The 22145-nt window shown below is 43.8% G+C and carries 20 protein-coding genes; 12 read left to right on the top strand and 8 right to left on the bottom strand.

The annotated features are described in order from the left end of the window. Positions 1-157: 157 nt before the first annotated feature. Positions 158-1762 carry a mechanosensitive ion channel family protein gene (locus AB4384_RS14060; protein ID WP_017064335.1) on the bottom strand — a complete coding sequence of 535 codons (1605 nt, stop codon included), beginning with the start codon at positions 1760-1762 and terminating at the stop codon, positions 158-160. A 251-nt stretch (positions 1763-2013) separates the two neighbouring features. On the opposite strand from AB4384_RS14060, the gene AB4384_RS14055 reads away from it, so the two are divergent. The 4 genes from AB4384_RS14055 to AB4384_RS14040 all read left to right on the top strand — a co-directional run bounded on the left by AB4384_RS14055 (position 2014) and on the right by AB4384_RS14040 (position 6667). Next, positions 2014-2262 (top strand): hypothetical protein, encoded by a 249-nt coding sequence (locus AB4384_RS14055; protein WP_017062732.1) that lies wholly within the window; start codon positions 2014-2016, stop codon positions 2260-2262. Positions 2263-3183: 921 nt separating this feature from the next. Continuing rightward, positions 3184-5247 carry a protein-disulfide reductase DsbD gene (locus AB4384_RS14050; RefSeq protein ID WP_136974700.1) on the top strand — a complete coding sequence of 688 codons (2064 nt, stop codon included), beginning with the start codon at positions 3184-3186 and terminating at the stop codon, positions 5245-5247. A gap of 3 nt (positions 5248-5250) precedes the next feature. Continuing rightward, complete coding sequence (locus AB4384_RS14045; protein ID WP_372129692.1) at positions 5251-5820, top strand: protein disulfide oxidoreductase; 570 nt, start codon at positions 5251-5253, stop codon at positions 5818-5820. A gap of 127 nt (positions 5821-5947) precedes the next feature. Next, entirely contained in the window at positions 5948-6667 is a 720-nt protein-coding gene (locus AB4384_RS14040; protein WP_017071614.1) for a DsbA family protein, read from the top strand. Between the two features lie 314 nt (positions 6668-6981). Here AB4384_RS14040 and AB4384_RS14035 read toward each other — a convergent pair whose 3' ends face one another. Continuing rightward, the gene (locus tag AB4384_RS14035; protein ID WP_372129691.1) at positions 6982-7998 is read right to left on the bottom strand and encodes a succinylglutamate desuccinylase/aspartoacylase family protein; all 1017 of its coding nucleotides are present in this window, start codon (positions 7996-7998) and stop codon (positions 6982-6984) included. Between the two features lie 376 nt (positions 7999-8374). Here AB4384_RS14035 and AB4384_RS14030 point away from each other — a divergent pair, with 376 nt between their 5' ends. From AB4384_RS14030 to AB4384_RS14020, 3 genes are all read left to right on the top strand, one after another. Continuing rightward, positions 8375-9373 (top strand): porin, encoded by a 999-nt coding sequence (locus tag AB4384_RS14030; RefSeq protein WP_372129690.1) that lies wholly within the window; start codon positions 8375-8377, stop codon positions 9371-9373. Between the two features lie 155 nt (positions 9374-9528). Further along, on the top strand, positions 9529-10419 hold the full coding sequence (locus tag AB4384_RS14025; protein ID WP_017068384.1) for a DMT family transporter: 891 nt from the start codon (positions 9529-9531) through the stop codon (positions 10417-10419). A gap of 68 nt (positions 10420-10487) precedes the next feature. Continuing rightward, positions 10488-11105 (top strand): glutaredoxin domain-containing protein, encoded by a 618-nt coding sequence (locus AB4384_RS14020; RefSeq protein ID WP_017062739.1) that lies wholly within the window; start codon positions 10488-10490, stop codon positions 11103-11105. 153 nt (positions 11106-11258) lie between these two features. Here the strand turns inward: AB4384_RS14020 and AB4384_RS14015 are convergent, their stop codons facing one another. From AB4384_RS14015 to AB4384_RS14005, 3 genes are all read right to left on the bottom strand, one after another. Beyond that, the gene (locus AB4384_RS14015) at positions 11259-11393 is read right to left on the bottom strand and encodes a hypothetical protein (RefSeq protein WP_010431176.1); all 135 of its coding nucleotides are present in this window, start codon (positions 11391-11393) and stop codon (positions 11259-11261) included. Between the two features lie 285 nt (positions 11394-11678). Continuing rightward, complete coding sequence (locus AB4384_RS14010; RefSeq protein ID WP_017057980.1) at positions 11679-12029, bottom strand: hypothetical protein; 351 nt, start codon at positions 12027-12029, stop codon at positions 11679-11681. A gap of 100 nt (positions 12030-12129) precedes the next feature. After that, complete coding sequence (locus AB4384_RS14005) at positions 12130-13335, bottom strand: multidrug effflux MFS transporter (protein ID WP_372129689.1); 1206 nt, start codon at positions 13333-13335, stop codon at positions 12130-12132. A gap of 108 nt (positions 13336-13443) precedes the next feature. Between AB4384_RS14005 and AB4384_RS14000 the strand changes: the two genes are divergently transcribed. Then, positions 13444-14340, top strand: coding sequence for a LysR family transcriptional regulator (locus tag AB4384_RS14000; RefSeq protein ID WP_017062741.1), 897 nt, complete (start codon positions 13444-13446; stop codon positions 14338-14340). A 142-nt stretch (positions 14341-14482) separates the two neighbouring features. After that, the gene (locus tag AB4384_RS13995) at positions 14483-16327 is read left to right on the top strand and encodes a bifunctional diguanylate cyclase/phosphodiesterase (RefSeq protein ID WP_017068381.1); all 1845 of its coding nucleotides are present in this window, start codon (positions 14483-14485) and stop codon (positions 16325-16327) included. A 106-nt stretch (positions 16328-16433) separates the two neighbouring features. On the opposite strand, the gene AB4384_RS13990 is transcribed toward AB4384_RS13995, so the two are convergent. The 3 genes from AB4384_RS13990 to AB4384_RS13980 form a co-directional block, all read right to left on the bottom strand. Then, a complete protein-coding gene (locus AB4384_RS13990; protein WP_372129688.1) occupies positions 16434-17744 on the bottom strand; it encodes a peptidoglycan DD-metalloendopeptidase family protein in 1311 nt (436 codons plus the stop codon). Between the two features lie 276 nt (positions 17745-18020). Beyond that, entirely contained in the window at positions 18021-18320 is a 300-nt protein-coding gene (locus AB4384_RS13985) for an isoamylase early set domain-containing protein (RefSeq protein WP_009845720.1), read from the bottom strand. A gap of 124 nt (positions 18321-18444) precedes the next feature. Then, the gene (locus AB4384_RS13980; RefSeq protein ID WP_017062744.1) at positions 18445-19098 is read right to left on the bottom strand and encodes a hypothetical protein; all 654 of its coding nucleotides are present in this window, start codon (positions 19096-19098) and stop codon (positions 18445-18447) included. Positions 19099-19130: 32 nt separating this feature from the next. Between AB4384_RS13980 and AB4384_RS13975 the strand changes: the two genes are divergently transcribed. The 3 genes from AB4384_RS13975 (at position 19131) to AB4384_RS13965 (ending at position 22062) form a co-directional block, all read left to right on the top strand. Further along, positions 19131-19613, top strand: coding sequence for a GFA family protein (locus AB4384_RS13975; RefSeq protein WP_102393911.1), 483 nt, complete (start codon positions 19131-19133; stop codon positions 19611-19613). 175 nt (positions 19614-19788) lie between these two features. Continuing rightward, positions 19789-20463, top strand: a complete 675-nt coding sequence (locus AB4384_RS13970; RefSeq protein WP_017062746.1) for a YoaK family protein — start codon at positions 19789-19791, stop codon at positions 20461-20463. Positions 20464-20691: 228 nt separating this feature from the next. Further along, positions 20692-22062 carry a YjiH family protein gene (locus AB4384_RS13965; protein WP_017067418.1) on the top strand — a complete coding sequence of 457 codons (1371 nt, stop codon included), beginning with the start codon at positions 20692-20694 and terminating at the stop codon, positions 22060-22062. The last annotated feature ends 83 nt before the right edge of the window (positions 22063-22145 follow it).

Here is a 22145-nt window from a genome sequence, read left to right as displayed (position 1 = left end):
TGACATAAAGAATGAGGCTCAATATAAACGACAGCCAAAAAAATGGACGCTTATTCAGCGTCCATTTGATATCACATTAAGAATGATGGCTCGAAGCCACACTTAGCTTTTACGTAATCGCTCTTTTCGAAATTGCTTCTCGTACTAGCTCTTTCGCTTAGTTCTCTTCGTGATTGTAAATATGTACATCTCGTTGAGGGAATGGAATCGTGATGCCTTCTTCATCGAAGCGTTTCTTCACGGTTTCCGTTACATCCCAGTACACATCCCAATAGTCATCAGTCTTAACCCAAGGTCGTACTACGAAATCAACAGAAGACGTATTCAAGGTATGAAGCTTGATCATATGCTCTGGTTTTTTCAACACTAGAGGGTGTGCAAGAATGATGTCGTTCAATACCGCTTTCGCTTTATCGATATCATCTGAATAACCAATACCGAAAACCATATCAACACGTCTTACACGTTCTGCCGTGATGTTGTTGATCACGTCACCCCAAATCTTGTTGTTTGGGATCACCAAGCGTTGGTTATCAATGGTTTGAACAGTCGTCGATACTAAGCTCATGTCTTTTACCGTGCCTTGCACGCCTGCCACTTTAACCATGTCACCGACGTCATAAGGACGGTAGATCAAGATCATCAAACCCGATGCAAAATTAGATAGTGTGTCTTGCAATGCGAAACCAATGATGACACCGGCTACACCGAAACCAGTAAGAAGAGGTGCTAGCTCTATCCCTATTTGAGACAGTGCGATAAGCAAACCAATAAACACGACCGCTTTAGATGCGATGGATACAAAGAAGTCCTGCATCAATACACTGAAGTCCATTTTAGAGTGCGAAACACTCTTACGAACGGTTTTGCGAGCCACGTTAGCAATAAGGCGAGTTACATACAAAATACCGAGAAACAGAGCAAGTTTAACGATAAAAGAAGGGGTATTTTCAAAAGCCCATGAACTGAACGAACGAAGCCAACCATCCAACAGCTCCAGTGCAACATCAACATCCAACACATCGGCGTTAATGTCACCTGTCGTCGCTAGCAAAACACGTTTGTACGAAGTCACATCCACGCCAAACGGTTCCATTAGCGTGATGGTTTCTTCTAAGCTCGCGACCATAACGCTAGTTCGCTCACTGAAGCGTTCAAGCTCAGTTTTAATCGTCGCTTTCTCTTCTTCACTTACATAAGATAACCGGCGTTCTAAATCTTGACGTTGTGTATCCGTGTATAGAATTGCATTAGTAAGATATTGAGAACGAGAAACAAGTGCCGTTTTGAGCTCACCTTCAGGAACAGCAACATCAACACCACGCTCTTTCGACCAATTTAAGGTCTTAGCAAGCTGCTGATAATAGACATCCATCATTCCGATTCGTTTTTGAATACGCAACTCAAGGCGTTTTTTAGCGTCCCCCTCAGCGGAACGGTTTTCTTTACTCATTGAAACGATTTTAGTTTCATTCAACGACAGCAATTTTTGTAGCAGTTCGACCTGCTGAGCAAGAGTGACATCCAGCCCCTCTTTTTTATCTGACGATAGCTGTGAAAAAATCTCTTCGCGTAGGCCCTGATTCTTACGCCTTAAGATATCTTCAAGAAAGGGCTTCTCAGCATCATGCGCCGTTTCTAATGTTGCTAGATCGAGCATTAACTGATCTTGTACTTCTGCGATTTTCTCAACGCTCTGCGCATAACTTCCAAATGCGACAAACGCCAACATTAACAATAGACAACGCCAAACCTTCATCATATTAATTCCTATCACTGTCTAAATTGACCCTATAAATAGTAGTAAAAAGAATATGGATAACAAGCATTTAAACGTATGTTATGTTAAAAATTCGCAAATTATCAGCCTGCTTCTAATATTTGAGAGTTCCAATCCCCTCTTATGACCTGTAGAGTACGCATCCAACAAAGAACAACAGCCAATATCTTCATTCGAGCACAGCACTAAAGCGCCCTAAATACGATGTTGGCTCACAGCAAGAGAGCATAAAAATGAACAACGAACTTGATATTATTGAGTCTCTAGAAGAACTAGAGCAATTCCTAATTTCAGTGGAAGCTGGCGGTTTAGGCCTTGAAGGCGTTGAAGGTGTAGGCATGGCAACCAATAATTCAGATGGTCGTCACTTCGTTGCTGTATTCAATAGCAGCCATAAAGTTCTGCTTGCTCGCTGGATCACCAAAGAGGTGTTTGATAACGGTAAAGACTTGGTACGTAACGGCCCTCGCCGCACTCACTAAGCCTTTCCAATAGCACCAATGATTAAAGCCCAACACGTTCACTGACGATCTGTTGGGCTTTTTTGTATCGCCTGTCCCGTCCTGATAGTTAATAAACCACTCAATACAGAATAATTAGCGATAACTTTCAGTTGTTGTGAACTTTAGCTACAGCTCAATGTAGTATTCGCGTGAATTGGTGTTTATGCGTCTTTTATCGTGTATCTGCCGTTTCCCGCATTTATACATAGTTTCACTTTAACCATTTTATGACTTGTGGCACGAAGAGAACTTATCTAAGCTAACCACAATTCAATGAGCTTGCTTTAACGACTAACAGATTTGATTACTGACTAATTTGCTGAACACATCGCTACTTTTCTTATCCACAAAGAACCGCCGACAAAAGCATTCGCTTTGGGCGCTCTTCCTTACCGGACTGGTTATCGTAACTTGTCTGGCGAGCACTCTGGCCGTAAAGAAAGTATCGTTATCTGCATCCGCTAATGGTCAATCAGTCCTAGTTGGCGCACAAACTCATACAGAAACCAGTAACCCTCAAACAGACATCGCTTCTTCAGAAAAAATGGCTGCTCTATACGCCAGCGTTTTCGGCTTAGAAGCCTCAAAAATGTTAACGTCCCCCAATTCAAATTCATGCAGCCTAAGTTCGAAAATGCTGACCTTTGCCGCCCCAAAAACCGGCTGGCTGATCCCATTCGTACTTATTATTGCTGTTGCGTTTAACTTACCTCCTCACATCTCGAGATTATCTAGAGACAATCATCGCTCTACTCGACCGACAAAACACCGATTGCATCTAAAGCACTGTATATTTAGAGAGTAAATAACCGGGCTACTACACCCTTTTATTTATTTTTTGGAGATACATTTGTGTACAACACACTACTAACTAAGTTTGTCGATTCATTGGCATTCTCTATGCGTACATGCGCGAAAACCTTAGTCACTGCCCTTTTGGTTATGACGTCATTTACCGCCTTGGCACAGACAACGGGCTGGCTTAGTGTGCCTGAGCATCCGCCTGTTAAAATGCGAATGATGTCGACGGGTGAACAGTCGGATGACGGCTCTAAGATCCAAACCGTGCTCGATGTCGTGCTCGACGGCGACTGGAAAACCTATTGGCGCAGCCCAGGCGAAGGTGGCATTCCGCCAAGCTGGGACTGGTCTGGTTCAACAAACATTGAGTCAGTAGAGTGGCACTGGCCGATACCTAAATACTACGAGCAGCTTGACGTCATGACGTTAGGCTACAAAAAACATGTCAGCTTTCCTGTCACTTTATCCCTGAAAGACAACACGAAGCCTGCGATATTCAGGGCATCGTTTACCTTTCCGTCGTGTACCAATATCTGTGTGTTAACCGATTACGATATCGAACTGCCGATTGACCCACAAACTTTAGCGCTCGATGAAGAAGCGATGTTCTTGTTCAACCAAGGCATGAGCCAATCTCCACGAGAAGCTAATCGCACTTCAGTCAATGGTCTATTTTGGGACAAGAGCAAGCAGCAACTGGTTACTCAGCTGACAAGTAAAAATGGCTGGGATAAGCCGATGGTGTTGATTGACGGGCAAGAAGTGATTGATGACTTCTTCTCTCAACCAAGCGTCCACATCACAGACAATACAATGACGGCCGTATTTGATGTGAGCAACTGGATAGGTGAAGTCGACTTAACGGACCGTAACGTGAGTGTCACCGTTTCAGACACTAATTTCGCCGAAGAGATGACGGCCAAAGTTGGCTCAGAACCGATCGCTTACCAAACAAGCAACAACGGCTTTTTGGCGATGATAGGCTTCGCTTTAATTGGTGGTTTGATCCTCAACATCATGCCATGTGTGTTGCCAGTCTTAGGAATGAAATTAAACAGCATCATTCAAAACCAAGGTGCATCTAATCGTCATATTCGACTCTCATTCTTAGCTTCTGCTTCAGGTGTCATTACATCATTTGCGCTGTTAGCCCTAGGTATGACCGCTCTAAAAATGGGTGGTAATGCAATTGGCTGGGGAATCCAGTTCCAAAATGTTTGGTTCATCGGGTTCATGCTGATCATCACTTTGCTGTTTTCGATTAACCTGCTTGGGTTATTCGAATTCAGACTACCATCAGGTTTAAACACCTGGATGGCAACCAAAGGCGATGACTCACATTCAGGCCACTTTGTTCAAGGCATGTTTGCAACGCTGTTAGCAACGCCGTGTAGCGCGCCATTCCTAGGAACCGCTGTCGCGTATGCACTTGGAGCAAGCTACCAAGAGTTATGGGCTATCTTCATCACGCTTGGTATCGGTATGAGTGCGCCTTGGTTGATCTTTGCGCTATTCCCAAGCCTAACCAAATTGCTTCCAAAGCCTGGGGCGTGGATGTTCAAAGTTAAGCTGGTATTTGGCTTAATGATGTTCATTACCAGCCTATGGCTAACAAGCCTCCTTAGCCCATTCATTGGTAAATTCCCAACTATCCTGCTGTCGCTATTTATCGTGATTTCAGTATTGATTTGGATTGGCCGTAAGTTGGGTCGCAAGGTGCTTATTCCTATCGTCGCAACCACAACCTTGGTGTTTGGTGCTGCATTGATCGTCGGTAGTGTCACCGCTGATAACTGGGCGACTCCGATTGTTGACGATCTCGCTTGGCAAAAGCTGGATGCGAAGCAAATCCCTCAGCTCGTTGATGAAGGCAAAACGGTGTTTGTTGATGTGACTGCTGATTGGTGTATCACTTGTAAAGCCAACAAGATCGGCGTCATCCTTCAAGACCCTGTCTACAGTCACCTACAGCAAGAAGACATTGTTTTGATGAAAGGTGATTGGACAACACCAAGTGAAAGTGTCACTCAATACTTACAAAGTAATGGGCGATTTGGTGTGCCATTTAATATCGTCTACGGCCCGAGCTATAAAAGCGGTATTCCACTGCCTGTCATTCTCAACAGTGACACTGTCGTTCAAGCCATCGACGCTGCGAGATAACTGATGAAGACTCCCAACAATGAAGATAAATCTAGCACGATTGAAGACGACGCTGTAAAGGGTGAGGCCAAAAAGCCAAGTCGTCTTAAGAAGTGGGGAAAGGAACTGGTTTCAATTATATTGATCGTTGGCGTGGTTTCATTTGCCATGGACTTTTATCACAGCAGAAGCATGCCTCAGGGCGATGCGATTCCAATTGTGGGTCAATCGCTCCAAGGCGAAGATATTGATGTTATCGAGCTAAGCAAAAATGGTAAGCCAGTCATTGTCTATTTTTGGGCGACTTGGTGTGGTGCCTGCAAATTTGTAAGCCCGACGGTTAATAGCTTCAGTGATTCCCATCAGGTGGTTTCGGTCGCTCTATCGTCTGGTCCAGACGAACGTGTCCAGCGCTACTTAGAGGCAAAAGAGTATGACTTCCCTGTTATCAATGATCTTTCTGGGTCAATCAGCAGAAGTTGGGGCGTTAATGTCACGCCAAGTATTGTCATCATCAAAGATGGAAAGATTAGCAGTATCGCAACCGGCGTTACATCCCCTATCGGCCTGTGGTTAAGAACCTACTTTGCCTAAATCGCTCACAAAGAAAAACAGAGCAAAGCTAAGTAAATAAACCGACTCAGCCAGTTTAACAAACAATATTAATGTGAGCGCAACCTAATAAGCGCTCACGATTATCACGAATTAGAGAAAAGACAATATGAAAAAGCATCTGATAAGCGCACTGATTTTAGGCTCATTAATGAGTACTAATGCCTTCGCAGAATTAAACAAAGAACAAACTCAACAACTTGAAGAAATTAATCAATTCCTGAAGGAAAACCCATCGACGATCTCTGGATTGCATACCAGTTTAGAGCAGTACGTAGCAGGTCAAGAGCAAGCGAAGAAAGCCCAAGCGGAAAGCCATGATTGGTTATACAACAATGACGCTCACCCGATCCTTGGCAATCCAGATGGTAAATCGGTCATCATTAACTTTACCGACTATAACTGCCCTTACTGTAAGCGCTTGGAAAAAGGCTTGGTTCAATTAGCCTCTGAAAACAGCGACATTAAAGTGATCAACGTGTACTTATCGTTTAAGCAACAACAAGTTGCGGGGCTAGACACCAACGCGGCGCTATACGCGATGAAAGTATGGAAAGATAACCCAGAAGCATTCCCTGAAGTTGATAGATTGCTGATGGCGAAAAGCGGTATTCACTCGAAAAGCTCACTAGAAGCCGTTGCCAAGAAGACGGGAACAGAGGCGGAACTAAAAACAACTCAAGAACAAAACCAGGTTCTAACCACTAACCATCAAACGTTCAGTGCACTCGGATTAACGGGCACTCCAACCATGATGATGAACGGAAATGTTTTACCAGGATATGTGCCTTATGACCGATTAAAAGAGATCGTGGACGACGCTTTTTAATCGACTGTAGATAGAGATAAAAATTCGAAAGAGAAATGAATAAAAAGCCGACCTGCGTAACTCACAGTCGGCTTTTGATGAGCTTAAGGTAATGTTTTCAATATTATTTTTGAAACAGAAAAGCAGTCGAAGTGTCACTATCTTGCAATGGATTCTTAATCTAGCCTCGCTACTCTAAAAGCAGTTCTCTCGATGAGTCCAAGACGTGCTTACTCTAGACAACTGTCCTTTGACCGAGCCTAGCTCGGTCTTTTTTTACGTGTTTTAGATAACAACACAGTGCATTAACACGGAAACGTCAAACCGGCTGAGCCTTAACTTAGCAAACGACAAACAAGCGCACCCGGCTCCCTTAACGCATCCACGTTATAGCTAAGGACACGTCCGGCAGACGGCGCGTGATAACGGCGACACTCATTACCAAAAGCGTCATATTGAATAGCCAACAGATCATCTTGTTCTACGCTCTGCAGAAGCTCAACCTGCGGCAATACGAAACCACCAATATCAGCGCGGATAGAAACCACATCATTACCCTCTATCCAATCCATACTCGGCAGCTGCATTTTCTCGGGATGATTTATTTCAACCTCGAACATTTCATAATAAGACAGCATGTTAAAAACACCGTCTACCGCTCGTTGAATCATGTCAGGCTGAGTAAATTTCCCCATACCAACTTCCACCGTGATGCTCGGAATTCCACTTCGATTCCAAACCGTTTCCAAAATACCTGGGTCACCAGGGTCATTCAGAACACAATCGGGCTGCATCAGCCTCGCCATCTCCAAACATTGCTCAACTCGGTAATCAGCAAATACATAAAGTGGATAAACTGCGCCACGAGTTTGAGTGTGGAGATCAACGGCGAAGGTGGCATTATGCTTAAGCAAACGCTCCCACAAAGACGCAACAAAGCGCTCCGCTGCCAAGCCATTAGCGTCACCCGGAAAGAGTCGATTAAGATTAGCAGGGCAAGAACCCGGATCCGAAGAGATGAAATCACGGCTATGGTTCAGCAAGCCAGACAGATTCACAGTAGGTACAATCGTTACCGTGCCTTTGAGCGTTTTACCGACTAAGTCCCTGATAATTTGCTGTGCAGCCAACACTCCATTTAGCTCATCACCGTGAATACCGGCGGTGATCATCAAACTAGGACCTTCTTGACTGCCTTTGAAAACAGAAACCGGCATGTTCTTAGGTTGCCCTAGCCCATCACTGGTGACTTGAAACCAAAACTGGTGCTCTCCAACGGGTAGGTCTTCAACATTCAAGGAGCCAATAACCTGCCTACCTTGTAAAACATCGCCTAAGTACTCTGTTTTCATCCAACGTCTCCATATTGTTGAGCAGAATCTATTCTCTTCTAAGTTTTTGCATCATAGAGGATATCCTTACCAGTACAAGCAGTTAATCAGATTAACAAGCTCTCAGCGCAGCCAAAATTCACCACCATCGACATACGTGATTGCAAGGTAAAACTTGCCAATGTGACCTTTGAAATACACGCAACTTGTATAACTATTCATAGAACACTCAGTCGCATGAAATAAAAATGCAATAAAATCAACACTTAAAAAAGTTCCCCATTCACGAAAATGTAATTTTATGGAAATGAAAGCTTAATTTATCTGCTCTAAATTAGCTTCATATCGAAACGGAGAGCACATTGCTCACGGATTTTAAAATACAAGGTAAGTGATTATGAAAAAGGCAGTTCTAGCTTCTGCAGTGGTAGCGGCACTAGTTTCAGGTTCATCTCTAGCAGCAACAGTTTACAGCTCTGACGGTACAGAACTTAAAATTGGCGGTCGTGCGGAATTCCGTGGTGATTTCATTGGTTCAGGCGGTAAAGAAATCGACGGAACAATGAAAAATAAAAGCCGTGTACGTTTAAATGTTGGCGGTACTACAGAAATCACTAGCGACCTATCTGGTTTTGGTTTCTACGAAGCAGAACAAGGCGTAAATTCTTCAGCTGACAATGATGAAACTGACAACTTTAAGCAACGTTACATGTATGCAGGTTTTGAAGGTAACTTCGGCGCAGTATCAGTAGGTCGTCAAGATACAGCTGCAGCTCAAATCTCAGAAATGTCGGATGTTACTATCTACTCTGGTGACCAAAAAGCATTCATCAATGCAGGTGACGAGCAAATCAATAACACGTTTGTATACGCTTACGACGCAGACGCACTTTCTCTTAAAGCAAGTTTGATTGCTGGTGAAGACAAAGATACTGACGGTTACGGTATCTCTGGCATTTACACACTACCGATGGGCTTAGGTTTCGGTCTTGGTTACTCAGGTAACGACAACGGTACTGGTAATGGTTCAGCTACAGCATTGATTGCTGGTATTAACTACAAAATGGATGCTCTATATCTAGGTGCAACCTACACAATGGGTGACCTAGACGACAAAGCAAAAACTGAGTTCTCTGGTGTAGAAGTTGCGGCTAAGTACAAACTAACAGATCAGTTTGAATTGGCTGCTTTGTACCAAAAACAAGAAAAAGACGCGACACAGAACTTAACTGTAGACACAGCTGACTTCTTTGAGCTGACTGGTACTTACAAGTTCAACAAATCTATCCGTACATACGTTGCTTACCAATTAAACAATCTAGACGACGTAAAAGTTGCAGGTTTAGAAACACAAAGTGAAGACTCTCTTCGCCTAGGTGTACGCTACGACTTCTAATCTAAATCGACTTTAGATACAGACTAAAAAGGTTGGGCAATGGCTCAACCTTTTTTCATATTCAAATATTCTGACTGACTTCATCAATGCTTTTTCTGGTTAAGTGGTGCTAAATCCGTATCATAGGTGAACCACATCAAATAATTAGAAGCATCATGTCACAACACCATCCGATCCAAGGCGCTAGCTGGATGCTAACCGCAGGCCTAGCCTTTGCCGTTATTAACAGCCTAACTCAAATTGCTAGCATTCATTTCGGACTTACTTCTACCACCGTCGCCGTCATTCAATACGCTATCGCGTTGTTCGCTATTCTTCCTTATCTGAAAACGCTGGGCATTCGTCGCGCGCTAAAAACCGACAACCTCAAATTGCACGTATTTCGTGTCTTCTTGTCTGTTATTGGTATTCAACTTTGGATATGGGCACTGGCTTACCCAGTACCAATTTGGCAAGGCATTGCCCTTCTCATGACGTCGCCACTGTTTGCAACCATAGGTTCAGGGCTTTTCTTAAAAGAGAAAGTTGGAGCTGCTCGCTGGAGCGCGACCTTAGCCGGTTTCGTAGGTGCGATGGTGATTCTAGAGCCATGGGCTGAAGACTTTAACTGGGCAACGCTATTACCAGTCGGTGCCGCATTCTTCTGGGCATGCTACTCACTGATGGTGAAAAAGCTCTCTTCGCAAGACAGCCCTTCAACCATGGTGGTGTACCTGCTGCTATTAATCACACCATTTAACATCCTGCTTGCCGCGCCAGATTGGCAGACGCCAAGCGGCGGTACAATTTGGGCTATCTTGATTGTTATCGGTGTTATGACGGCACTCGCTCAATGGGCGATTGTAAAAGCCTACTCGGTCGCTGATGCTTCGTTTGTGCAACCTTTTGACCACGCCAAATTACCGCTAAATGTTTTAGCAGGTTGGATTGTATTTAGTTGGGTTCCACCGGGTCGTTTATGGCTAGGGGCTGCTATTATTATTGCGTCAGTTGCATTTATAACGCACTGGGAAACTAAAAAACCTTCAAAAGTGAAGAAAGTTTAAGGTTGGTGAAATAAATAGTTCGACAGTCCGTTCTATATGGATAAGAGAATTCAAACGAGGCCGTAACCATGAAGAAACCAGTCAAGATTACACTATACCGTTGGGCAGGCAGTTGGGGTCCATTTAAAGTTAACATCCCATGTGGAGAATGTACCCTTACCAAAGACATTCTGAAGGATACTTTTGAGAATGAGTTGGCCGATGTCGATGTCGAACTGGAAGTAAAAGATTGGTTGTCTCACTGGTGGGAGCCGCTAAAACTAGGCTCTTGGCATGCTCCAATCCTTGTTGTTGAAGGCAAAGTGGTCAGCCAAGGTGAAGCGCTGAATCGCGGTGTGTTAATCCAATCGGTGATCAAAGAGTGGACCAAACGAGACAGCCTAAAAGGCAACATCGTTTATGGTAAGGCGACCTGCCCATTCTGTGTTAAAGCGAAGAAAATGCTGGATGAAGCGGGTGTTGAATACCAATACCACGATGTCGTAAAAGACAGCGCCGCTTTGTACCGTATGATTCCAGAGGTAAAAGCACACATTGGTGAGAAAACACCGGTCACCGTCCCGCAGATCTGGCTTGATGGTAAGTACATCGGTGGTGCCGATAACTTAGAAGCGTGGATGAAAGAGAATGGCTTAGATAGCATCCCTAATAATGTGGTCGACTTATCCAATCAATCTGCTGGCTGAGTTCATTAAAAGCCATTAGTCAGAAGCTTAATTGGTATTTTTTGTGTCCATCCACAACAAAACAAAGCGATAACTTTCACCAATCGCTAAAACGAAAAAGGCCTTAAACTTCATCGAGTTTAAGGCCTTTTAAAATTCCGTTTTTGAAAATGCTTATTTAGCCATTTTCTTCATCATTCGCTTAAAGAACGATGGTTTCTTTGGCTTTGAAGTGCCGTACAATGCTTCGTGCATCATGTTTTTTGCTGCCATTTGACCAAGGTATGCGTGGCCTAGTTCGTAATTCATGCTTATCTCCGCACATAATCAACTTTCTTTAGCGCGGATTTTACACTTAAAACGCCCAAAAACAAGATCTAAATCACACTTTAATGCAATATTAAGCATTCATTTGCAATTAGCCTAATTTTGTCTCTGTGCTAATCAGCATTGTTTTTGTATATCAATGAGTTAACCTAAATTCTGGTTTGAGCTTAATGCTCCATTCCTAATAACAACCCAAGACATTGATTTAGACACTGATAAAAAAAGCAGCTCAATAGAGCTGCTTTCTAAAATGCTTTACTGAGAAACCTAGCTGCGCTTTGGCTGTCTGTAAGTTTTACCGGCAATTTGGTATGTGTCTTTTTGCTTCAATTCAAACATCGTTTCAAAGAACCAAGCTGCAAATTTGATTAAGTCATCGCCTTCATTCATGACATGTTCGATGTACTCTTGCTCTTCGCCTTGTTCATTTTCTTGAAGCGTCACGTGGTAAATACGCTTTTCGCCTTCCACTTCAGCAAGTGCAAATTGACCAGTCAGTGATGCAGCAGCCTCAGCGACTTCTGTATCCTCATTGGATTTCAATAGCTCAAGCGCTTGAGGCAGGCCATCTAGTGCGCAGATAGCTTTTACCAGTACTTCAAATTCATTTTGCTGCATTTTGTTTTTACCTATTCAATGGACCGAAGCATTGTAGAAAACCATCAGCACAAATACAACGTATTAACTATGGTGCGTTAAACGATAGTGAATTTAGTGTTTAGCTATATTCCACTTCAACAGTATCGCCTTTGTTGTTCATTTTGGTTGAAGACCAAAGCACTCCGCCCATGGCTGCGCCAATAATGAGGTAGAACACGCCTAACTGTAGATGAGTCGTGACCCAACTTTCTACCAGATACCCACCCAATAAACCCGCTAAACACATCTGAATAGAGCCCGACAATGCCGATACTGCGCCCGCTTGCTTCTTATGAGGTTCTAATAACATGCTGATTGATAATGGGAACGAAATGCCTTGTGCTATCGCCAACCAAGTAAACGCCCAAACCAAGTTAAAGATGGATAACTCATGAGTAAGAAGCCAAGTTCCCGAAGCCAAAATAATCAAAATCGCAAGGCTCATCAATTGCGGAGTGCTAAACCTACGATTGAGCAAGTTCAAAGCAACGCTACCGATCAGTAAGCCTGCCGAAGGGACAATCATCAATGAACCATACTCAGCGGCGGTCAGCCCCAATTGCTCTTGCATTAAGAATGGAAACAACGATAGCGATACCAAACTCGCCATGTAGCTCATCCAGTTGTAACTGGCACTGGTCAACACTTGGCGATTGGTCAACAAGCGTCCGTAGTTCTTCACCACTTGGCACGCATCAAAGCGGCTCTTTCCGTATGGCAAAGTTTCATGCAGAACAAAGTAACCCAGTGTGAATATCGCTAGTAGATACAATAAAACGAACAGGAACACCGCCTGCCAACCGAGGTGAAATGAAATCCAACCACCGAATACCGGCGCAATGATCGGCATGATCGAAGCAGTCAGAGAAATATAAGACAAGGCTTTAGTTAGCTGAGGGCCATCATAACTGTCACGAAGCACACTTCGCCCAAGAACCGAGGCACTACCCGCCCCTAAACCTTGTAGCAAGCGACCAACTTCTAGCGCCGTCATATTGTCAGAAAACACAACACAAACGACTGTACCAATCAAATAAACACCCTGACCTAACAAGAAAATAGGTCTTCTTCCCACCGCATCGGACATCGGTCCGTAAAATAGCTGAGACAAGCCAAAACCCACCAGAAACAGCGTGACGAGCAGCTGTACATCTACTTGAGTAGCACTTAAGTCAGAAGCAATTAACGGCAATGATGGCAAGTAGATGCTCACACCCACCTGCCCCGTAGCAATAATCATCATTGCTAAGAGTAACGGCGTTTTTTTAAAGGTCGATTGGCTCAAAAAATTCCCTATTCGTTTGATATTTGTTCATTAGATGAGTTTACATTCAAAACCAATAATTGATAATTAGCTAAATTGGAATTTTATTAAGTCCTAACAGGAAATAATATGGATTGGATTCTTAACGTAAAAAGCTACGTCAGAGTAGTCGAAGAAGGCAGCTTCAATGGTGCTGCTCGAAAGCTGAACACCACCAGCTCGGCGATCAGCAAAAGAGTGAACTGGCTAGAAGAGCGCATAGGCACCCAACTGTTAAAGCGCACCACGCGATCAATTAGCCAAACCGAAGCAGGTGCGCTCTTTTACCTGCGAGCCAAGGATCAGCTCGACAATTGGCAGTCCATTATTGATGAGACTCGCTCGGTTAACCAAACCCCAGCAGGCCTATTAAAGATTGGCGCTACGATTGCGGTTGGCTCTAAGTTTCTGGTGCAATACATGGACGACTTCTTAGAAAAGTACCCTGATATTAAGGTACAACTCATCACCACTACGCCCGGTCAATTACCCGAGCTTGGCTTGGACTTGGTAATCAGTCGTGAACTAGAACAACTCAACTCATTAAGCTTCAAGAAAACACCGCTGTTTGAACACAAAGCCAGCTTCTATGCAGCGCCAAGCTATTTAGCTAAACATGGTTACCCCGCCAACGAGCAGGACTTAGAACAACACAACTCTTTGATTTGGGGAGAGCGCCCTACCCGAGAAGTCACACTCACCAAAGGGCAACGCATCACCCTCAATGGTAACTTTGCGACCACCAATCCAGAGGCTTTGTTTCATGCTGCGAAGCGAGGAATGGGCGTACTGTTAACCATCAAAGCGATGATCAAAGAGGATCTAAAGCAAGGGACATTAGTTCCAGTATTGCCAAATATTACCGCCGACGAAGTGATGGTTTACGCGTACTACCCTAAGCTTGATTACTCGCACACGCGAACCAAGCTCTTTTTGGACCATCTGAAAGACAGGCTAGACAAAGAGCGTAGCACGCAAGCTCTGTGAAATAAGTCACGTTTTAATTTGAAAAGTTATACAACACGGTCAATAATAAACTTGACGCATATAGATTATACAAGTTCGCACATATACAAGATAATACGTATACCGCTTACACAGTGAATCTGGTTAACTAGGGGTGGTGGCTATGACTCAACATACGCACAATAGCATGATAGACACAGAGCGCATTGGCCGTTTGCTGAAATTGGAAGGTATCGACCTTTTAGAGTCAGCTGTGCTTACTTTACATCAGACCTTTGATACTCAATACACTAGCATCATTGAGAAGAAGTACTTCCCTGACCAAACCGTTCCTTTGGTGATCGCCCATTCTGATCATGTATTACATGACAAAATCAATGCGCGCCATGGTCACATCTACCAACAAGCCGTCAATCAAAGACACCCAGATTGCTCATTTTCTCAGTACATCGTCCAGTCATTGCCAACATCGGCATTTAGGCAGGAAATCACCTCACAAAACTCCATCGCGATCCCGACTCAAACTCAAAGTGGCGAAGTGATGGGCGTGCTGTTTTCAACGTTCACCTCGCCTCTTAGCCCTGATCAGCAACAAGACGTGGTAAAGCACCATCAATTGTTCGCCGACATCATCATCCACACCTTGCGTGAAATGTGGTTTAACGATCGTTCCGAACAACTTGTAAATCAGCTTAGTTATGAGGTGTCACACGACAGCCTAACCGGGTTACTCAACCGAAGCTGTTTATCAGATACCTTAGAGTCGATTACTCAACAGAGCGTCACTCCTTTTACATTGGCTTTACTCGATATCAATAGCTTCAAAGCCATTAATGATATGCACGGTAATTATATTGGCGACAAGGTGCTGCAGTTTGTCGCAGAAATATTGCGCCGAACTTTACCTGAAAGCAACCTGACTTTCCGGACTGCTGGCAACGAGTTCGCCTTCATCACCTACCATTCTGATCCGATAGCCGTGTGCGAACAAATACTGGCCAAAATTAAGCAGGGCTACAGTAGCGTTGATATCAAGATAGATTTCGACGTCAGCATCGGTATTGCCAGTTCGGATGGAGACAACAAAGACGTTGAGCAAATCATCTTCAATACCAGCTTGGCGCTTAAAGAGTGTAAACACAGCCAAGATACTCATATTCAATGTTATGACACTCACTTAAGAGTTCGTTACCAAAGAAAAACCGAGCTAGTCGCAGCGCTACGAAGTGAGCTGGAAAACCCAATTTCACAAAGCTATATCCCCGACAGCAATGGAATGTACGTAGTGGTACAGCCGATTGTGGGTCAAGGTGAAACGCAATGGGAATATTTCGAGGTACTGACTCGCTGGAAAACCGCCAGACATGGAGACATCTCACCCGTAGAGTTTATTCAAGTGGCAGAAGAGTCAGGGCTGATTGTCGAATTAGGTGAACGCATTATTGAATTGGTGTGCCGCGCTAAAACCACACTAGAGCAAGGCTTGGGCTACAAGGTTAAACTTGGAATCAACTGCTCTGCGCACGAGCTTACTGATTCGAAACGTTATATATCCTACCTGACTCGAACCATTGAACAGCACCATTTTAAGGCGAATGAGTTTGTTATCGAGTTAACCGAAACCGTTCTGTTATCGCCAACACAAGAGACAAAATCCGCGCTTAACTTTCTGAGAGGACAAGGCTTCACGATTGCACTCGACGACTTTGGTACAGGCTACTCCAGTTTGAACTACATCCACAGCTACCCTATCGATTGCATTAAAATTGATGCGACCTTTATTCGAGACTTGTTAACTAGTTCGACCTCAGAGAGCGTAGTATGGCTGATTGTTCAACTGGCCCATAGACTCGATGTATCTTTGGTTGCGGAAGGTGTTGAGAAGCGTGAGCAATTAGAAAAGCTGCACGCGATGGGATGTGACAAGATCCAAGGTTACCTCTACTCACCTCCAATGCGGCCTGAAGCTATCGTTAGCTATGTCGCGCACTCAGAGCCTTTAGTTTAAACCCTTACCGAACCTTCTATTGAGAACTAAAAAGCCGCAAGAGCATCACTTAACACTGACTGTGCTTTGTGATGCTCTTGCGGCTTTAAAACAGTTTAATGGCTAGCTACTTACTAGCATTATTAACCATTGCTAGATTGCGCGTTTCTAACGCTGCCTTCAATAGCTTGTCGGCTTCATCTCTCGCGGCTGTGAATGTCGCTTTTTCCTTTTTAGGCACAGAATCAGCCATTGGGATATTCGCTTTCATCGCATCAACAGGGCGACCACGTTCGATCAGTTCATAGTGCAAGTGAGCACCTGTCACTCGACCCGTTTTACCCGATAGGCCAATACGTTGACCACGAGATACCGTTTGTCCTTTACGAACAAGGATCTTGCTTAAGTGCAAGTAGCGCGTTTTGTAAGTGCTGCCGTTCTGAATGACCACGTAGTTACCCGCATATGGGTGCTTACGCGTCATAATCACTTTGCCATCACCCGTTGCTTGAACCGGCGTACCAACTGGCGTCGCGAAATCTGTACCGTTGTGCGGTGAAATGCGGCCAGTCACAGGGTGTAAGCGCTTAGGGTTAAACTGAGAACTTTGGCGCCAGCTACTGCTCACTGGGTAACGTTGGAAAGCACGTTGTAAGCTATCGCCATTAGCATCGTAATATTGTCCGTCAGTGTGTAAGTATGCTGACACAACGCGGTTACGATTCATGATCTTAATTGCTTCAATTTCACGTTTTCCGGTTGCAACACCATCAACATATTGCGCTTTTTGAAGCACTTCAAACTGATCGCCAGCACGTAGGTCTCGGCTAAAGTTCAGCTTATCTTTAAGAAGAGTCACAATATGGTCAATCTCAAGACTGCTCAGGCCAACCTTGTTCGCCGACATAGAGAAGCTGCCTTGAATATCACCCACTAAAGGTTTTTGCTTCCACTCGCCCGGAATAGAGATATCTTCAAACTCGTATGTACCATCTTCAAGCAGTCGGTAAACCACTTTATCTGCAACACTAAATTGAAGTTCCATTTTGGAAAGGTCGCCCGTCGCTTCATCACGCCAAAAACGCAATGTGTTACCTGGGCGAAGCGTGTCTAACGCAAGGAAGTTTAAATCGGTTTCCATCACGCTCATCATCGATTTGTAAGAAAATCCAAGCTGAGTGAAGATGCTACTCAAGTTATCGCCCGTTTGAATTTGATACTCAAATGTCGGCGGCTCAATAACGGTAACAGAAGATGGTGACAGAATTGACTCAATAACGGTTGAGTCGGGCAAATCAAGATCGATCGTTTTCGTCAGATCCGATTGTGATGATTGCAAAGCAACACCAATCGCAGCAATAAGTGGCAGTCCCAAAATAGCTACTTTTTTTACAGGTGAAAGCTCAGCAAACGGAGAGGGAAATATTTTTGAATACACGGTAAACAGGTCTTTCTACGATATAAAGGCATAGGATATGCTTTTCAAACGCATAAATCATCAATGCATTGTCATAATATGATGTGAATCTTCCCAACTTAGCCTAAGTCATTGAGTTGCCGTAGATGAAGAGCCACTAGATAAGAAATAAAATTAACCGCTAAATTTAAAAATAAAAAAGCAGAAACGGCTAGTTTCTGCTTTCTATTGGTTGACGTTATTCCGTTTCGAATAATTAATAAACGAAGCGAATTAGTCGCTGGTTTTAAGAAAAGATTATGCGTTTACCGTCGACACTAGGCAGTTGTCTTCACCAAATTCATTTGGGATGTAACGATCGGCATTCGCATCGTTCACCCATTGTTGGTCATCAACTAGGTAGCGGAATTGAAACTCGCCATCTTTAGGTAGACGAGTTTTAAACTTGTAAACCTTCCCTTTGGCCAGTTTTTTCATTGGGGTGGCTTTCCAATCAAGAAAGTCAGCAACGATGGATACAGAGTTCGCTTCCTGAGCTTCTAGCTCGAAGGTCACTTCAACTTCATCTTTCGTCTTAAAAAAACGTTTATTAATCATTCGCAAGCTCCATTTGTAATAATAAGCGGACACAAAGCTAACTGTGTCTAAATTTCATTCATCTAACTAAGATAATATGTAATTTGGCTCACATAAACAACAGATCCTTACATTCACGAAAACGTTATTGCTTACCAATTGATTGCGTATCAAAAGAAAAACTCATTAACACCTTTTCAGAAGGGGGTTCTGCAAATGATTGTTCCGCAGAATGCTGAGTAAAGCCGATAAAACCTTCCCCAGTAAGTTTATTCTGTGATTGCGAATCTGGCAGCTGAGCGACCTCCAATGTCTGAATTTGTATACGGTCACCCAGTAAAAGTTGGTCGACTAACACCACGCGGCTTCGTTGCTGGTCATGTTTAAACAGGCCTAGATAATAGAACACACCGCTGCCTTGGTTAGATATCCACATCGGCGCGACAAAGAAACTCGCCTTGCCCAGCGTGGCGGCTGAAAGATTATTTGTGTCTACCGTTACCACACCGCGCTCAACACCTGAGTCATAGCGTCCAAACGCGATGGCTCTAGGCTCATCAACTTCATTGATAAAAGCGTAGGCGTTAGTCTCAGGAACTTTAATTGTCCATGGATTGGTCGTCTTCAAATCAAAAACGGTTTCTACGACTGGGTCATAACTCACTTGAGAAGAAGGAAACTTCGCCAAGATCTCTTCATCACTTAAGCTAAAGCGATAAATACCCGCTACTATCACCACAACCAGCATGACAATTGGAATCAGTAGAATCAGAGGGATAGGTAAGATTTTCTTTTTCATGGGCAATTATATTCTTTTGTTTTCATCCAGTTGTGCAGACCATAAAGGGCTTTAGTATAATTATCAATACAGGGTTAACCAGAAGTGGAGCATGGATGGATATCAATCATATTAAAGATAGAAATATCAGAAGTTGCGAATGCCGCTGTGGAGCAGTCAACCTAGTATGCCGAGGTGAACCTCAACGTACATCTGTCTGCCATTGCTATGAGTGTCAGAAACGCACCGGAAGTGTGTTCGGCATTCAGGCTCGGTTCCCAATAGAACAAGTTACACTCAGCGGTGAAGTGACCTCTTTTTCACGCATCAGCGATACGGGTAATGAAGTCACCTATCAGTTTTGTCCCAAGTGTGGCACCACCATGCTTTTGCAGTCGGTTGCCGCCGCTGATTTTTATATCGTCCCGCTCGGATTATTTAAAGAGCAAGACTTCCCACTGCCGACCTTTTCGGTTTATGAAGAACGCAAACACGGTTGGGTTAAGTTCGACCACCAAATGAGCCATTACAACTAGTTCGTCATTGAGCGTTATCTTTATCTCGTTATTGACCGTTATCTTTATATAGCAACAGTATTAAAACAAACTGCAATACTGTTGCCTAAGATCAAATATCACCGCTTCACAGCGCTAGCGTATCTTTTGTCTAGCGTTATAATCTTGCTCCTCTATTTAACCCAGGGTGAACCACATGATTTCTAAGTTACCTCGCTGGGTTGAATACGGCGCCCTTTTGTTAGCTGGTCTTGCTGGCAGTGTTAATGCTATCGGCTTACTTGGCTTCCAACATCAAGCTATCTCCCATATCTCCGGCACCATGTCTTTGCTAGGCAGTAGCCTGCTTACACCGACCTCGGCTTCTGTTCACCTCCTATTGGTGATCATGAGCTTCATGTTAGGTGCGGCGTTCAGCGGGTTCTTTATTGAAAACCAAGCATTGAAGTTAGGACGCCGTTACGGTGTTGCACTATGTATTGAGGGTGGATTGCTGTTTTTGGCGCTGTGGACACTGTTGCAAGGCTATACTTCAGGTCAGTATTTCGCTTCAGCCGCGTGTGGTTTGCAGAACGCGATGATCACCACTTACAGCGGGGCAATCATTCGAACAACACACATGAGCGGGATCATTACCGATCTTGGGATCATGATTGGCGCTCGCTTAAAGGGGATGCCTTTTGACCGCCGTAAAGCCAAACTGCTAATTTTCATTGTGGTTGGCTTCCTGTTTGGCGGCTTAATTGGCGCTTGTCTGTTCCAACGCTTCGAAATCTTGGCATTGGCTTTCCCTGCCTCTTTTGCTTTCATTATTGCGTTTAGCTACTGGTTATACTTGACCTATCGAACTGAAACCCCAGTCAATTTATAAATATCTGGCAATATAACCTCAAACTACGTAACATCCGCAACACTTTATTCTAAACTCTTAATACGTTGCAGAATAACCAGTATGAATATTTAGCGATATTTGATGAATAGTATTGCAAGCGATATTAATACTGGGTAATCTTGCACCCAATGAGAAAATACGGACGTTTAGTGAATAAAAATGCCAAGGATGTGGCTTTTTTACGTGTAGAAATTCGAGAACAATAACATGTCTAACAACAAGAATACTGCTCAAACAGAGAAATCTAAAGGCAGTTTCTGGGTTTTCTTAATCCCATCATTGATTGGTTTATTCCTTTTCATGGCGCCAATCAGCTATCAAGGTGATCTAACCATCCCTGTAGCTATCTTAGCCAAATCAATTCAAGCGGTTTTCGGTGAATATCTAGTCCCTATCATCACTGCGATCGTTGCTTTCATGTCTGTAGCTTCAGTTTTAAGCACCATTTTTAAGCCTACATTCATTACATCAAATTCATTTTTAAACGGCCTTTTCAACCCATCTCCACTGTGGTTGCTGGTTCGTTTAATTGGTGGTGCTGCAGCCGTTATGGCTTTCTTCCAAGTTGGCCCTGAGGTTATTTGGGAAGAAAATACTGGTGGTCTGGTTCTAGAAGGCCTGCTTCCGACACTGTTCTCAGTATTCATCTTTGCTGGTTTGCTACTTCCGCTTCTACTTAACTTTGGTCTACTAGAGCTGTTTGGCACGCTACTAAGTAAAATCATGCGTCCAATCTTCAACCTACCAGGCCGCAGTGCTATTGACTGTATGGCTTCTTGGTTGGGTGACGGCAGTGTTGGTATCCTGCTTACAAGCAAACAGTACGAGAAGAAATTCTACACTCAGCGTGAAGCTGCGGTTGTTGGTACGACTTTCTCAGCAGTATCTATCACATTCAGTCTTGTGGTTATTGCTCAGGTAGAACTAGAGCACCTGTTCCTACCTTTCTACGCAGCAATCTGTTTAGCGGGTATTGTGGCAGCGGTGATCATCCCTCGCCTTCCACCACTAAGCATGAAGAAAGATACTTTCATTGATGGCAGCAAGCCGCACAAAGACGCTGACGCGATCCCAGCAGGTCACTCAACGTTCTCTTGGGGTCTTGAGCTAGCGGTAAATAAAGCATCTCAAGTAAAGTCGGCTAAATCTGTATTTGGCGAAGGCGTTCGTAACGCCGTAGATATGGTATTTGGCGTACTGCCTGTTGTTATGGGTTTAGGTACAATGGCACTGGTTATTGCGGAATACACGTCTGTGTTCTCAATCCTAGGTCAGCCTTTCATTCCATTCCTAGAGCTACTTGGTGTTCCTGAAGCGGTTGCAGCATCTGAAACGATTGTTGTTGGTTTTGCGGACATGTTTATCCCAGCAATCCTTGCGGCTTCTATCGACAACGAGATGACTCGCTTTGTTATTGCAGCAATGTCGGTAACTCAGCTGATCTACATGTCTGAGGTGGGCGCTCTACTTCTAGGAAGTAAGATTCCAGTGAACATCTTAGAACTGTTTATTATCTTTATTCTACGTACGTTAATTACGCTTCCAGTTATCGCTGGTGTAGCGCATCTAATATTCTAAATTAGATACTACTTATGTAACTCAATAAAGATTCAGTTTATAAAGCCTCACTTTTGTGGGGCTTTTTATTAGCACAAATATAT

Source organism: Vibrio sp. 10N.261.51.A4 (assembly GCF_041471945.1).
Lineage (GTDB): Bacteria > Pseudomonadota > Gammaproteobacteria > Enterobacterales > Vibrionaceae > Vibrio > Vibrio crassostreae_C.
This window is presented reverse-complemented; position numbering and strand designations above follow the sequence as displayed.